Genomic DNA, 15,386 nt, shown 5'->3' on the forward strand with positions numbered 1-15,386 from the left:
TCGGGTCCGCAGCCGAAAGGCCGGCGCGACGACCGAGGTCGAGTTGGAAGGGCGGCGGATCCACCTCTCCGAAGACGTCCTTTCCGGCTCCGCATGCCGGCCTCCCAGCGAGGGCGGAAGATCGGCGGGATCGCCGAAGAGGTCCTGGACGAAGCACTGCCACAAATCGAACGTCAACCGGGTCGGCTGACGGACGGACCAGCGTGAATTATCATGACGGGCCGCGACGATCCGCCGGCGGGGGCGGTCATTCGACGAACGTCTCCGAACGGTGGGACTCGGATCCGTATCGCGAAATCCCGCCCACGTGCTGGACGTACGACTCGAGCGAACCGTAGAGCTTGTAGCCGCGTCGCGCCAGCGAGCGCGCCCACCGCAGGTCGTAGGTCAGCGTGGGCCATTCCGAAGACTTCCCTCGATCTTCGAGCACCACCTCCACCGCCCGTTTCGGCATCATCAGGCACTGAGTGCCGAAGAAGCGTCGGGTCGGTACGACGGCGGACCCGTAGCCGCCGAACGGTTGGTAGAGGGTGTACAGGCCGGCGTCGGGAGCCAGTCGGACGCCGGCCAGGAAGGGGATGAATCGGCCGGAGAAGACGACGTCGTCCTCCAGGAACAAGAGGCATTCGCGACGGCCCAACCCGTTCAGTCCATGGTCGAGCGCGGCGTAGGCCGCGTCGTTGATCGATTCGAAGTCGGTGGCGTCGCCGAGGCGGGGATGGATCGCCACGGCGGCGGGGCCGAGGCGGTGGAGCAGGGAGACGTAATCGCCGGGTAGCGTAACCGCGGCGGTGAGGTCGACCGACGCCAGGGGCGGGGGGAGGGCGTCGGCGATCCGTCGGGCGTAAGACTCGACGAACATGCGCATCAGCGACGTATCGCGCGCACAGGTCATGACGACCGGCTGGATCGCGTCCAACGAGGGCGACGGTCCGTCGAGGCGTTCATGGTACATGGGTTCAGACTCGCCCGTCGCGTCGCCGCATCGCCCCTGCGGGCTGATCCGGACGGCGGGCCGCGACGCCGTAGATGGCGGACGAATCCGCGATTATGCTCTTGGTGATTGCGACTTCCGGGCCGCCGCGACGATGCGAGTCGGCCTCGCGCGGACGACGAGCCGCTCACCGACGCCCTAGACCGCGTCGCGCTGGAGGCGTGCGTCGGGGGCCCGCTCTATCCGGGGATCGAGGCGGGCGACTCCATCCTGGGCGACGCGTCGCGGTACGAGGAGGGCGAGGCGTTTCGCCTCTCGCACGGAGCGGTGCTGCCCGGCGAGGTTACGCAGGCCAACGCCGTGCCGTGGCAGGCCGACTTCATGGCCTGCCGCTGGGAGGAGACCTCCGGGCCTAGGTTGAGGCGGCTGGCTTGGTGGCCCGCCCAGCGTCCCGACGACGTCTTCCCGGCCGTGGGGGCGACCGAGATGGTGCCCTGGGCCCGCGGGCTCGGCGAGGACTTCCAGGACATGGTGGACAAGTGGGACCGCCTCGGCGTCGTGGTCGACAAGGGGAACGACGCGCCGTTCTTCGTCGAGGTCGATCGCGACGAAGAGTCGCTGGGACCGTGAGCCGGCCGCGACCGCCGTCGGCCTCATATGCGGCCGACGTGGCCGTGCTGGGGGGCGGGCCGACCGGCGCGGCCGCGGCGATCGCTCTGGCCGAAGCCGGGCGGTCGGTCGTGGTCGTCGAGAGGTCGCGGTACGATTCCGCCCGGGTCGGCGAGGCGCTGCCGCCCGAGGTGCGGACGCCCCTGGCCGAGTTGGGAGTCTGGGACCGCTTCCTCGCGTGCGGCCCTTCGCCGTCCCCGGGCGTCGCGTACGCTTGGGGTGAACATGCATTAAAATATCATGATTTTATATTGAATCCCGTCGGTCCGGGGTGGGCGGTCGACCGGGCGCGTTTCGACGCCATGCTGGCGGCCGCGGCTGCGGCCCGCGGGGCGCGGGTCCTCACGGCGACTCGGCCGCTCTCCTTGGGGCGCGGCCCGGCCGGCGGGTGGACCTTGGTGGCGGCCTCGCCGGACGGGCCGATCGGGTTGAGGGCCCGGGCGCTGGTCGACGCCACGGGGCGCGCCTCGTCGCCGGTCCGGCGGCTGGGGGGCGGACGCCTCGTCGTCGACCGGCTGGTCGGCCTCGTCGCTTTCCTGGAGGCAAGCGGCATGGAGGACCGCGGGACGCTCGTGGAGGCCGCGGAGGACGGCTGGTGGTATACGGCGCCGATCCCGGGCGGGAAGGTCGCGGCGGCCTTCATGACCGACGCCGACATGGTCCCGAAAGGCCGGGCCGCGCGGGGGGCGCTCTGGCGCGTGCGCCTGCACGGCGCATGCGAGACGCGTGGCCGCCTCGAGGGCCGGAGGGTCCTGATCGAGCCCGGGATGGTCCTGGCGAACACCACGCTCATCAAGCGGCCGGCCTGGGACGGCCGGGCGGCCGCGGGCGACGCCGCGGCCACGCTGGATCCGCTCTCGGGCCAGGGGATTCATCGCGCCCTCTGCTCGGGCCTGGACGCGGCCCGGGCCGTCGACGCCCACCTGCGGGGGGATCCGTGGGCCCTGAGTCGCTACTCTCTCCAGGTGGCGTCCGATTTCGCCGCCGACCTCGCGGAGCGAGCCCGATTCTACGCGCGCGAGCGACGTTGGCGAGGGCGGCCGTTCTGGGAACGGCGGACGGGACGCCCTTCGCCCGGCGGATTGACCGTTTCCTAAAAAACCAGGGTCGTCGCGGTCGTCCGTTCCGACAGGCTCGCAAGCCGACCCAGGTCATTATGTCCGAAAACTCGGATTTTCGATTGACTTGCACGGCGGTGGCAACAAAATTAAGCACAAGTCCCGATATAACGAACTCATTTTCAGGTTCTGGGAGAGCGGTAACTGATTATCGACCCACTTGCCCTCGGTTTTCCGGCGGCTTAGGTTGGTGGTCATGAGCGAATCGGACCTCGCCAAGCTGGATCGCGACGCCCTGATCGCCCTGATCCTGAAGCTCCAGGCCGAGATCGAGGCCCTGAAGCGGTCGGGCAAGCGGCAGGCGGCGCCGTTCTCGAAGGGGACGCGCAAGGCCGATCCCAAGCGGCCCGGCCGGAAGCCCGGCGAGGGGTCGTTCAAGACCCGCGAGGCCCCCGCCCCCGAGACGCTCTCCGAGCCGCCGATCGACGTCCCCGTCGTCGAGGCCGAGTGCCCGAAGTGCGGCGGCGAACTCGACGAGGGCCGGGTCGAGGAGGCCTCGATCACCGACCTGCCCGAAGTCGTCAGGCCTCGCGTGCGGCTCTTCCGGGTCGGCGTCCGACGCTGCAAGCGGTGCAAGGCGACGGCCCGCGGCCGCCACCCCGACCTCGCCGCCGACCAACGCGGCGCGACCGCGCATCGGCTCGGCCCGCGGATCCTGGCCGCCGCCCATTTCCTCCATTACGGCCTGGGCGTGCCGGTCCGCAAGCTGCCGGCCCTGCTCGAGGCCCTCGTCGGCGTCCGCCTCACCCAGGGGGCGATCACGCTCGACGCCCTGAAGAAGGCCGCCGGGGCGATCGGGGCGACGTATCGAAACCTGTGCGATTCCGTCCGCGAGGCGCCCTTCGTCCACACCGACGACACCGGCTGGCGCGAAGGGGGCTCGCCGAGGTGGCTGATGGTCTTCGAGACCGACGCGGCGACCGTCTATCAGGTCCGCCCGCGGCACCGCAACGAGGAGGTCCGCGAGCGGATCCCCGCCGACTACCGGGGCGTGATGATCACCGACCGGGCCGGGGTCTACGACGCCGAGGCCTTCGCGGGCGTCGAGAAGCAGAAGTGCCTGGCCCACGCGTTGCGGTCGATCTCGGAGGTCCTGGAGTCGAAGACGCGAGGAGCCCGTCGGTTCGCGAAGCGGCTGAAGGACCTGCTGAAACGGGCCCTGGAACTCGGGCGGGAACGCCGCGCCGGTCCGCCGCCGGCCGACTTCGCCGGACGCGTGCGACGCCTGAAATTCGCGCTGACCGACCACCTCCGCGACCGGACGCTCCGGGACCGCGACGACCAGCGGCTGCTGAACGAGCTGGGCCGCTGCAACGACGCGGGGTCCCTGGTGCGGTTCCTGGACGACCCCCGGGTCGAGCCGACGAACAACCGCGCCGAGCGGGCGCTGCGGCCGGCGGTGATCGCGCGGAAGACGTCGCAATGCACCAAGAACGCGCGAGGTACGCGAGCCTTCGAGGCCTGGACCAGCGTCCTGCGGACCCTGTCGAGGACCCTCCCGGCCCCCGACCTGCTCGATGACATTGTCCGCATCACCCACCCCGCCGCCCCCCCGATCTCCTGAGACGGACGCCGGAGCGCTAATCAGTTACGGAGAGCGTACGATGCCGTACAAGATGGGCGGGCCTAACTGCACTCAAGGCGTATCCGGGACCACCTCCTCGCCGGATACGGGGGCTCAGAATCGAGGCGACGCGACGATGGCCTCGCCCGCCGACCCCTGCCCATGCTCATCGTTCCCCAAGGGGTGCTGCGGCTCCGGCGGACCCGGCGGGGGCCCGGGGCCCCGGGGCGGATTCGGGGGCCCCGGGGCGGATTCGGGGGGCCCCGGGGCGGAACCGCGATCGGATGGTGAGCCGAGACGGGCGCATTCGCACGGGGGCGACGACGGGCGGGGCCACGGCGGACGTCGACGAGGATGCTCGTCGAAGCCATAATTAAGAGGATGATGATGCAATCAAATAATCAGGGCACCGGGGACATGGTCCTGTCTCGCATCCAGGCGGCGTTGGGCCGCCTGAGCGGACTTGCCCCGCTGCCTTACGGGGCCGCGTCGGGCATGCTGACCATCCCGGGTGGGGCTGGGAGGGTGGACCTCGGCCACCTCTTCCTGATGGTCGATTGGGGGTTCCCCGCCGGCTCGCCCGCCGACCTCCCGCTCGTGCTGCGGTACAAGAACGCCAGCGTCGAGCTCACTGAGTTCGGCAAGAGCTGGTCGATGCCCTACCACAGGGCCATCGAGTGGTACGACGACGAGGCCACCATACTGACGCCCATCCGCGTGGACCACTACGAGCGGATCGGTGCCGGGCCGTCCTACGCACCGCTCGACGGAGTGAGCAGCACGCTGACGGGAGCCCCCGGTGGCGAGTGGGCCGAGACCCAGCAGGACGGGACCTCGTACCACTACGACGCGACGGGGGCGTTGCGCACGATCCGCAACCGCGCGGGCGTCCGCTGGACCTTGACGTGGGACCAGGTCTACACCCGCATGCGCTCGATCGAAGGGCCGTTCGGGCGCAGGACGACGCTGACGCACGCTCCGTCGGGGATGATCCGTCGGGTGCAGGACCCGGGGGGCAGGATCTTCACCTTCACGGTCGACGCCAACGATAACCTGGCGCGGATCACAACGCCGGCGCTCTGCGTCACCAGTTTCGCCTACGTCCCCACGTCAGGTAGCGGGACGGCGAAGAATCGGATGGTCGCCAGAATCGACCCCCTGGGCAACCGCACAACGTTCACCTACACCCTGCCGATGGAGGTGGCAGAGCCGGCGGTGTTCCAGTCATTCCGCCTGCCGACGGGTCAGATCACGACGCTGACGTCGGGGTACAGCCCGCCGCGAACCACGATCATCGACCCGCGGGGCGGCCGGTGGACCGTGACGTTCGACAGCCGGACCCGGCCGGTCGCGACGATCGATCCCCTGGGCATCCGGACGAGCTATCAGTGGGACTCGTTCTCGTCCTACGGCCTGACCCGCGTCACGGACGGCCGAGGGGTGCGGACGACGTTCGGATACGTCGAGACGAGTACGGGAGTTTACCAATCATCGTCGGTGCAGACGGCGGCCGGGACCTATCAGCTAGCCTACGGAGCGGAGGGGCGGCTGCGTCGCGTGATCGACGAGCGGGGAAATGTCTCGACTTTGATGTGGGATAGCCAGGGCAACCGTACTGCAGTGATCGACCCGTACGGTGTGCGTACCAGCTACGCGTACGACGCACACGGGCGACCTGCAGCCGTTATTGATGGACTGGGGCGGAGGTCGACTCGGATTTACGATGCCTTAGGACGCTCTGCCGCAGACATCGATCCGCTTGGCAATCGGACGTCATACGCATATGACGTCAATAGCCAGCCCAGACGTACCGTAGATCAGCTGGGTAACATATGGACGACGATGTATGATGATGTAAACAGGCTGGCGGCGGAAATCAACCCTCTGGGAGGCCGCTCAAGCTACTCGTACGACCTAACCGGTCGTCTAATCAGCGTCATAAGCCCGGTCGGCCGACGCGCCACAATGATCTACGGTCCTACTGGAGACCAGTTGGTAAGGATCGATGCTGCGGGCAAGCGGACGACCTATACTTATGATTCTGTTGGTAACTTGATCAGTGCTAAGAATCCAGCGGGCGATGTGGCGACTACGAGTTACGATGCTTTGAATCGGCCCGTAGTGGCGTTGGACTCGTCTCAGGGGCGGATAAGTTTGTCTTACGATCCAGCGGGTAATATTAGGCGGACTACTAATGCTGCTGGGGCTATGTATACAAATATTTATGATTTGGCGAACCGTTTGGTCGTCAGCGTAGATCCCGTTAGGGCTCGGACCACCTACGTTTACGATCAGGCAGGTAACCTGAAAAGAGTTGTGGACGCTCTGGGGGCTATTACGACTGCCGTACTGGATAAATTGAACAGACGCCTTGCCAATGTAAGTTCGATCGGAGGTCGCACTTCATACGCGTACGACAAGGTTGGAAACGAGATTCGCCGCGTTGATCCTCTGTCAAGAATTACCACGTCCTCATACGACGGTGCCAATCGGCTGATAAGTGTAATTGAGCCTAATAATGCGCGTGCTACTAGGATTTATGATAAGATCGGCAGATTGGCGTCGGTCGTCAAGGCGAACGGTCAGCGGAGCAGCGTAGTCTACGACAAGATTGGACGGGAAATCCGCACTATCGACCCGTTGGGACGTCGCACGACATATGCATATGATCCGGAAAACAATTTGGTAAGCGAGATCGATGGAAGAGGTGTCAGGACAAGCTACACATATGATGCCGTCGGTCGAGTGGTGAATTGCGAGTATAATGACGGTTCCCGCCTGACGATCTCTTACGATGCCAACGGACGCAGGCTCGTGCTCGCGGATTGGAACGGCCGAACATCCTGGACCTACGAAACGGGCGGCCAAGTGAAGCGGATGGCAAATTCCAAAGGTTACACCGTTAGTAATGTGTGGGATAAAGCGGGGAGGCGCTTGTCCATGGTTGTTCAGGGAGTCGGAACCTTCGCCTACTCATACAATGCGACAGGATCGACGAGAAGGATGGTGAATCCTGCGGGAGAGATTACCAGTTGGTCCTACGATCTGGTTGGTCGCGAGATCCGTATCCTTTCGGGAAATGATCGTCAGACCTCCTTCGCTTACGACAACGGGGGCAGACTTTCAAGGTTGAGTAACTATAGCAACACAGGCACCACGTTGTCAAGTTATCGGTATTCATATGATGATATGGGTAATAAGCGGAGCTCGGTTGAACTCTCGGGCGATCGTGTTTCGTGGAGCTACGACAGCTCGGACCGCCTGGTCAGTGAACGGAGGAGCGGCGCGAACGCATTCTCCGAGACGATCTCCTATGACCTCGTTGGCAACAGGATCTTGAGTCGTTCCGTCGGGGGACGCACGACTTACGCTTATGATGCGGCAGCCCAGATCAGAAGGTATACAGATTCGACGGGTGTCACGACGATCACCTACGACGGTTCCGGGAACCTGAGGAGTCGCATCACCTCCTCAGGCCAACGCTATACAAATATTTGGGACCCGCGGGGCTACTTAGGAGCCGTGGCACAGCCATCCGGGGCGAGGGTGTCGTTCGTATACGATGGAAACGGATACAGAGTCGAGCAGCGTAGTGCTTCTCAATCCATAAAGTTCCTCTGGGATAACCGAAATGTAGTAGTGGAGGAGGTTGTCGGTAGCGGTAGCCCAGTGGTTTATACGGTTGCTCCCAAGATCTATGGCGATGTTATATCGAGTCGAAGTAGTAGTTCGACAACGAATTATTTGTTTGATGGGCTTAGTTCCGTTCGGGCGTTGCTCAAGGCGGGGTCCTTAACTGATTCCTATGTCTACACCGCTTCTGGAAAGCTCGTGTATTCCAGCGGTTCTTCCACGAATCGATATCGATTCGCTGGGAGAGTTGGCTATGCCATCGTTGATGGTCTTGAGTTGTATCTCGCGAGAGCTAGATTCTACGATCCTCTTTCGGGTAGATTTATATCCGTTGATCCAATTGGCGCGTTTGCGATGTTCGACCCGTATGGATATACGCGTGGTAACTATGTGAACAAGGTCGACCCCTCCGGGTTGTTCTTAGGGTGGGGCTATGGGAATTTCTGTGGCTGGTCAAAGCAGGCGGCGTGCCCGCCGTTCATGGATCCTCGGGAGCCGGTCGACATCGTCGATGCCGCGTGTCAGCGCCACGATTGCTGCATCGGAAGTGGTTATATTTCCGGGTGGTGTAATTGGAGACATTGCACGTTGGCGTTGTGTGATCAAGTCAAGGATGCATTTGTATGGCAGTGCCAGGCGGAGTACGGTCTCGACGACACCCAATACCGATATAGGCAGTGTACTCTTGCAGCTGCATCGATCGCGTTGGGGCTTTGCGGTAGCCCTAGGATGCCCTGGGAGTGATCTCGTCCGTTTGTCTATGACCTGCTGGAGATAACCAGAGATCATTTAGGAGGTTTGGATGCTGAGTTTTGGCATTTTCGGCCGATCCTCCGAGGTTGCAGCGTCATGTGGACGGGTGTTTGCGATCGTTAGTCTGCTGACTGCTGTAGTGGCCTCGATTGGTTGTGATCCGGGCGTTGACAGCTGGGCGCGGTTTCAAGAAACGAAGCAGTTTGACGGGGGAGCACCTGCGGTCTGCGCCGCGATGGGGACCATCGTCTTTTCATCGCCGCAATCAGGTCACGGAGATATTTACTCGTGGGATGAGTTCGGTTATCATGGACTACATAGGTTGACGCATGATGAACAGTTCGAATCGCATCCAGTGTGCTCGCCCGACGGCAGGTGGATAGTCTACTCCAAAGAGGAAGCGGGGTATGCGCATTTATGGATCATGTCGAGTGATGGCAGCGGCCAGAGGCAGCTGACGAGTGGTAAATTCTTTGATTATCCAAAAGGTTTTTCGGGTGATTGCGCATCGGTGTATTTTGTGCGGATATACCCTTCGTCCGGGATGGCGAGATCGGCTGATTGGTGGCATGTTAATCTGGATGGGACGGGACTCGTTAAGGGCGGAGGCCCCCAGAACATTCCCGCGTCCGGATCGTCGATAGATGTGCCTGGAGTGGGGACGTACGATTTTCAGAGATATCGCAAAATGATAGTCCAGAAGATTGGCAAGGAGCCTGAAGTAGTTGAGCTGCCGCCAGGTGTCACTTCGTTCGCAGTCCTAGATCGCGACCGAGAAAGGATTGTGTATTCAAGCTTGGCACGAGGCGACACTTTTGTGGAGATTTATCAAGTTGATCTGAAATCCGATAAACTGTCGCGACTGCGGTGATTAGATCCACCTGTTCGGCAGTCACGCACAATTTGAGTCCTAAAGAATGTGGCCAACCATCTTGTTTCGTGTCGATCCCGCCGCCGCCCCCATGTCCACGAGTCTCAGCTTCGATGATTTAGTGGAGCGTCCTGATTAATGCGGAGTATGAGTGATGAGAATCAGCTAAGGTTTGTCCGAGCAGAGACTCCTGCGCTCGTACCAGAACTAGAGGCTGGATTGAGTCCTGAGGATTATAAGATCGCTTGCAAGCTTGCATCGCGAGCCCAGTACGATGATGCAGACCGTTTCTACACTTCGCTCCAAAGCCGAGCCGCCGCATCAGGTGAGACCGGTCTGTGTGCCCGCGTTGCAAATGATAGGGCTGTTCTGGCCGTCATCGCGGGGCACCGTGGGGAGGCCGTCCGTTTTTTGGCCGACGCCCTCGCCATGGACCCTGGATGCCTGCCCGCCCTTATCAATCGAGACTTTCTCTACGCCATCGGAGGGGTAGGGTCGGAGTTCCACGGTCATGGCGCAGAATGGATCGACGACCCGGGCACAATCCGAGTGGCGATCTTATCGTTTTTATTCAATTGGCCGTCGACCGGGGGCGGCACGGTCCACACCTTCGAGTTGGCGAAGATCCTGAGCCTCGCCGGCTACGACGTCCGCCACGTCTACGCCCGATTCGAACCCTGGGGTGTGGGCCGGGTGGCGGGCGACCTGCCGTATCCCAGCGAGATCCTCGACTTCGACGAACAAGAGTGGAACCTCCCGGCGGTCGAGCACCGGTTCCGCCGGGCCGTGGCGGCGTTCGACCCGGACTGCGTCGTCGTCACGGACAGCTGGAACGTCAAGCCGCTGCTGGCCGAGGCGGCGCGAGGTTACCCTTACATCCTCCGCCTCCAGGCGCTCGAGTGCCTCTGCCCCCTGAACAACGTCCGCCTGCTGCCGCAGCCGGGCGGCGGATTCGCCCAGTGCGGGTTGAACCAACTCGACGACCCGGCGGAGTGCTCTAACTGTCTGATGGAGAACGGGCGGTTCTCGGGTGCGCTTCATCAGGCGGAACGGGAGTTCTGCGGGGTGGGCACGCGTGAGTACCACGAGAGGCTGCTGCGGGCCTTCGCCGGGGCGGAGGCGGTCCTGGCCGTCAACCCGCCGACGGCGGCGATGGTCGCCCCCTACGCGAAGGACGTCCGGGTCGTCACGGCCGGCATGGACCCGGCCCGATTCCCCTGGCCCGCGCCCGAGGAACCCCGCGAGCCGTGGGCCGACGGACGGTGCGCGCTGTTCTTCGCCGGCCTGGCGGACGAGCCGATGAAGGGCTTCCACGTGGTGCACGAGGCCTGCCGTCGGCTCTGGTCGCGACGCAAGGATTTCGTCCTCGAGGCCACGATCGACCCGGCTCCGGGCGACGAGGAGTTCCTGCGCTGCGTGGGGTGGCAGTCCCAGGAGGACCTGCCGCGCCGGTTCCGCGGCGCGGACGTGGTCGTCTTCCCCACCATCGCCCAGGAGGCGCTCGGCCGCACGGCGGTGGAGGCGATGGCCGCCGGACGTCCGGTCGTCGCCAGCCGGATCGGGGGACTGCCGTTCACCGTCCTCGACGGGGAGACCGGCCTGCTGTGCGAGCCGGGCGACCCCGACGACCTGGCCCGGAAGATCGAGGCCCTGATCGACGACCCCGAGGCGAGGGCGAGGATGGGCCGGGCGGGCCGCAGGCGGTTCGAAGAGCACTACTCCTGGGACGTGATCATCGAGAAGCACTACCGGCCGCTCCTGAAGCGGCGGCCGCGCGAGGTCACCCGGCGCTGAAGCCGGAGGTTGTCGAGGCCGAGCCATGTCGATCCGCCGCGTCGCCCTGATCTACGACGACACCCATCGCCCGGAGACCACCGGCACCTACTGCCGCCGCGCGCTGGCCGAGGTCGCGGAAGTCGAGCATTTCACGCCCGCCGAGCTGGATCGCGTCCCCCGCGCGGGGTTCGACCTCCACCTGTACGTCGACGACGGGATGGGCTACCCCGCGCCGGCCGACCTGAGGCCGTCCGCCTGGTGGGCCATCGACACGCACCTGGACTTCGACCGATGCCTGGAGAAGGCCGCGGCCTGCGACCTGACGTTCGCCGCCCAGCGCGACGGCGCGGAGGCCTTGAAGTCGGCGGGCGTCGCGACCGCCTCCTGGCTCCCGCTCGCCTGCGACCCCCAGGTCCACGGCCGTCAGCAGGTCGACAAGGCGTACGACTTCGCGTTCGTGGGCCACGTCTTCCCGGGGCCCAGGGCGGACCTGCTGGACTTGCTCCGCCGGCGTCGCCCCGCCTGCTTCGTCGGCAACGCCTACTTCGAGGAGATGGCGCGGATCTACTCGGCCGCGCGGGTCGTGTTCAACCGCAGCCTGGCCGGCGACGTGAACATGCGGGTCTTCGAGGGCCTGTGCAGCGGGTCGCTGCTGCTCACCGACGCCCTGGACGAGGGGGGGCTGCCGGACCTTTTCCGCGACGGCGTCCACCTGGCGACGTATCGCGACGCCGAGGAGCTGCTGGACAAGCTCGATTTCTACCTGGGACGTGACTCGCTGCGCGAGAAGGTCGCGACGGCGGGGGCGGCGGAGGTCGTCCGCGGCCACACCTACCGCCACCGGATGGAACGAATCCTCGCCGCGGCCGAAGCCCTGCCGACCGCGGTCGCGCCGGGCTTCGCCGCGCCTCGAGGTCGCGAGGGGTTCCAAGAGCGGTCCTACTTCGGGCACGCCCGCCCGGAGCTGGTCGAGCTGGTCCCCGACGGGGCCCGCCGGATCCTGGACGCCGGCTGCGGGGCGGGGCGGCTCGGCGAGGCCCTCAAGGCTCGCGGCGGGGTCGAGGTGGTCGGCGTCGAAGTCGACGAGGCCGCGGCGGCGGCCGCGCGGGGGCGTCTCGACCGCGTCCACGTCGGCGACCTGGAGGCCCTCGACCTCGACTTCGAAGCCGAGCCGTTCGACGCGATCGTCTGCGGGGACGTCCTGGAGCACCTCCGCGATCCGGACCGCTGGCTCGCCCGCGCGAGGCGCTGGCTCGAGCCCGACGGCCGGCTGATCGCCAGCGTCCCCAACGTCCGCCACCACAGCGTGGTCCGGTCGCTGCTGCGGGGCAACTGGACCTACGAGTCGGCCGGCCTGCTCGACCGAACCCACCTGAGGTTTTTCACGCGCCGCGAGGTCGAGAAGCTGCTCTTCCGCGCCGGCTTCGAGATCGAGTCGATGGCCTACGTGGAAGGGCCCGGCGACGGGGCCGAGCGGCCGAGGAGGACGGGGGAGGTCCGCATCGGCGGGCTGCACGTCGGCGGGCTGTCCGAGGCCGAGGCCGAGGAGTTCTACGCGTACCAGTACCTCGTCCGCGCGCGGCCGCGGCCCGAGCCGGACTTCGGACTCACCTCGATCGTCGTCGTCGCGCGCGACGAGCTGCCCTACACGAGGCTGTGCCTGGACGGCGTGTTCCGCCTGACCGACGAGCCGTTCGAGCTGATCGTGGTCGACAACGGCTCGACCGACGGGACCCCCGAATACGTCGAGGAGCTGCCCGGCGTCCGGCTGATCCGCAACGACGCCAACCTCGGCTTCCCGGCCGCGGCCAACCAGGGGATCGCCGCCGCGTCGGGCCGCCAGGTCCTCCTCCTCAACAACGACGTCGTGCCGACGACCGGCTGGCTCCGGCGGATGCTCCGCGCCCTGCACCGCGACCCGGCCGTCGGGCTGGTCGGCCCGTGCTCGAATCGGGTGGGCAGCGAGCAGCAGGTGGAGGTGGATTACGACGACCTCTCGGACCTCGACGGCTTCGCCTGGGACTGGGGGAGGGGCCGCGACGGCGAGACGCTCGAGACCGATCGGCTGATCGGCTTCTGCCTGCTCATCAAGCGCGAGGTGCTCGACCGCGTCGGCTCGCTCGACGAGCGATTCGGGATCGGCTGCTTCGAGGACGACGACCTCTGCCTGCGGGCGATCCGCGCGGGCTTCCGCGCCGTGATCGCGCGGGACGCGTTCGTGCACCATTTCGGCAGCCGCACGTTCCTCGGCGTCGGCGCCGACCTGGAGGCCGTCCTGCGCGAGAACGGGGAGAAGTTCCGGGCCAAATGGGCGGACGCGGCGGGACCTTCCGGCGATCCGCCCGCGGCCGATCCCGCGACGCCTCCGGCCCCGGCTTCGAAGTCGCCGGGGCCCTATCGCGCGGTCGCGACGCCCCGGGGGGGCCTCCTCCTGGAGCGGACCGACGTGCGGCTGTCCCTGTGCATGATCGTCCGCGACAACGCCGGGACCCTGCCGGCCTGCCTCGAGAGCGTCCGCCCCTGGGTCGACGAGATGGTGATCGTCGACACCGGGTCGACGGACCGGACGCCGGAGATCGTGGAGGACTACGGCGGCCGGCTCTTCCGCTTCCCCTGGTGCGACGACTTCTCGGCGGCCCGCAACGAGTCGCTGAAGCACGCCCGCGGCCGATGGATCTTCTGGATGGACTCGGACGACGTCATCCCGCCCGAGTGCGGCCGCGGGATGAGGGGGCTCGTCGTCGGCCGCGAGCCCGATGCGTCGATCCTGGGGTTCGTCATGCAGGTCCACTGCCCGGGCGGCGGCGAAGACGGGGAGGCCGACGTGACGGCGGTGGACCACGTGAAGCTCTTCCGCAACCGGCCGGACCTCCGGTTCGAGGGGCGGATCCACGAGCAGATCCTGCCCGCCATCCGCCGCGCCGGTGGGGACGTGGCGTGGACGGACTTCTACGTCGTCCACGCCGGCTCCGACCAAAGTCCGCAGGCGCAGGAGCGCAAGCGGGCGCGCGACCTCGGGATCCTCGCGCTGGAGGCGGCGGAACGCCCCGAGCATCCGTTCACGCTGTTCAACCTGGGCATGACGCACGTCGACGGCTCGAATTTCGAGGAGGGGGCCGGGTTCCTGCGCCGGAGCATCGCGGCGTCGACCCCGGGCGAGTCCCACCTGCGCAAGGCGTACGCGCTCCTGCTCCACGCGGAGATGAGGCGGGGACGCATGGAGGAGGCCCTGGACGTGAGCCGTTCGGCCAGGTCCCTGTTCCCGCAGGACCTGGAGCTGCGGTTCCGCGAAGGCGTGCTGCTCCACGACCTCGGGCGGCTGGAGGAGGCGGCCGAGGCCTACCGGGACGCCCTCTCCGTCCGCGAGGACCGCCATTTCTCGAGCGTCGACCGCGGCCTGGCGGGTTTCAAGGCGCGTCAGAACCTGGCCGTCGTCCTCTCCGACCTGGGCCGGCTGGAGGAATCGGCCCGGCAGTGGAGGCTCGTCGCGGACGAGATGCCGGATTACCGGCCGGGGTGGCGGGGCCTCGGCGAGGTCCTGATCCGCCTCGATCCCGCGAGGGCCGACGCCTTGGCCGACGAGATGGGGCGCCGGCCGTCCCTCCGGACCGAGGCCGCGCTGATGCGGAGCCGGGCCGCGTTCGCGCGAGGCGCGGCGGCCGAGGCCCTGCGCTGGAGCGAGGCGGCTTCGACCGAGGGCCCCGACGACCTGGAGGCGATGCGCTGGGCCTGCCAGCTCCGCTTCCAGGCGGGGGCGGCCGCCGAGGCCGAGGAGGCGATCCGTCGGCTGCTCGGGCGGACCCCCGACGACGCCTCGGCCTGGCACAACCTGGGCACGCTCAAGCTCCAGCTCGGGAGCCACGAGGAGGCGGAGGGCTGCTACCGCGAATCCCTGCGGCTCCGCCCCGATCACGCGTCGACCCACCTGCACCTGGGATACGCCCTCAAAGGGGGGGGACGCCCGTCGGAGGCCGCCGCGGCCTGGCTCGACGCCCTCCGCCTGGCGCCGGACGACCCCGCCGCCCTGGAGGAGCTCGGCCGCCTCGAACGATGACGGCGGCGGCCGCC

The 15,386-nt window shown here is 66.4% G+C and carries 8 protein-coding genes; 7 read left to right on the forward strand and 1 reads right to left on the reverse strand.

Annotated features, from left to right (window positions below):
* Window positions 1-247 precede the first annotated feature (247 nt).
* Complete coding sequence (locus VT85_RS25910) at window positions 248-955, reverse strand: hypothetical protein (protein WP_068422968.1); 708 nt, start codon at window positions 953-955, stop codon at window positions 248-250.
* A 108-nt stretch (window positions 956-1,063) separates the two neighbouring features.
* Between VT85_RS25910 and VT85_RS28850 the strand changes: the two genes are divergently transcribed.
* From VT85_RS28850 to VT85_RS25940, 7 genes are all read left to right on the forward strand, one after another.
* Window positions 1,064-1,564, forward strand: a complete 501-nt coding sequence (locus VT85_RS28850; RefSeq protein ID WP_068422971.1) for a LodA/GoxA family CTQ-dependent oxidase — start codon at window positions 1,064-1,066, stop codon at window positions 1,562-1,564.
* Window positions 1,561-2,700 carry an NAD(P)/FAD-dependent oxidoreductase gene (locus tag VT85_RS25920; protein ID WP_068422974.1) on the forward strand — a complete coding sequence of 380 codons (1,140 nt, stop codon included), beginning with the start codon at window positions 1,561-1,563 and terminating at the stop codon, window positions 2,698-2,700. Before VT85_RS28850 ends, VT85_RS25920 begins: the two co-directional genes overlap by 4 nt.
* Window positions 2,701-2,917: 217 nt before the next feature.
* Entirely contained in the window at window positions 2,918-4,285 is a 1,368-nt protein-coding gene (gene tnpC, locus VT85_RS25925; RefSeq protein WP_156513208.1) for an IS66 family transposase, read from the forward strand.
* Between the two features lie 354 nt (window positions 4,286-4,639).
* The gene (locus tag VT85_RS27190) at window positions 4,640-8,662 is read left to right on the forward strand and encodes an RHS repeat-associated core domain-containing protein (protein WP_082859080.1); all 4,023 of its coding nucleotides are present in this window, start codon (window positions 4,640-4,642) and stop codon (window positions 8,660-8,662) included.
* 58 nt (window positions 8,663-8,720) lie between these two features.
* Complete coding sequence (locus VT85_RS27195; protein WP_082859081.1) at window positions 8,721-9,542, forward strand: TolB family protein; 822 nt, start codon at window positions 8,721-8,723, stop codon at window positions 9,540-9,542.
* A gap of 615 nt (window positions 9,543-10,157) precedes the next feature.
* A complete protein-coding gene (locus VT85_RS29520; protein WP_231871562.1) occupies window positions 10,158-11,336 on the forward strand; it encodes a glycosyltransferase family 4 protein in 1,179 nt (392 codons plus the stop codon).
* A gap of 25 nt (window positions 11,337-11,361) precedes the next feature.
* Complete coding sequence (locus VT85_RS25940; RefSeq protein WP_082859083.1) at window positions 11,362-15,372, forward strand: glycosyltransferase; 4,011 nt, start codon at window positions 11,362-11,364, stop codon at window positions 15,370-15,372.
* The last annotated feature ends 14 nt before the right edge of the window (window positions 15,373-15,386 follow it).

It is taken from the genome of Planctomyces sp. SH-PL62 (assembly GCF_001610895.1).
Classification (GTDB): Bacteria; Planctomycetota; Planctomycetia; order Isosphaerales; family Isosphaeraceae; genus Paludisphaera.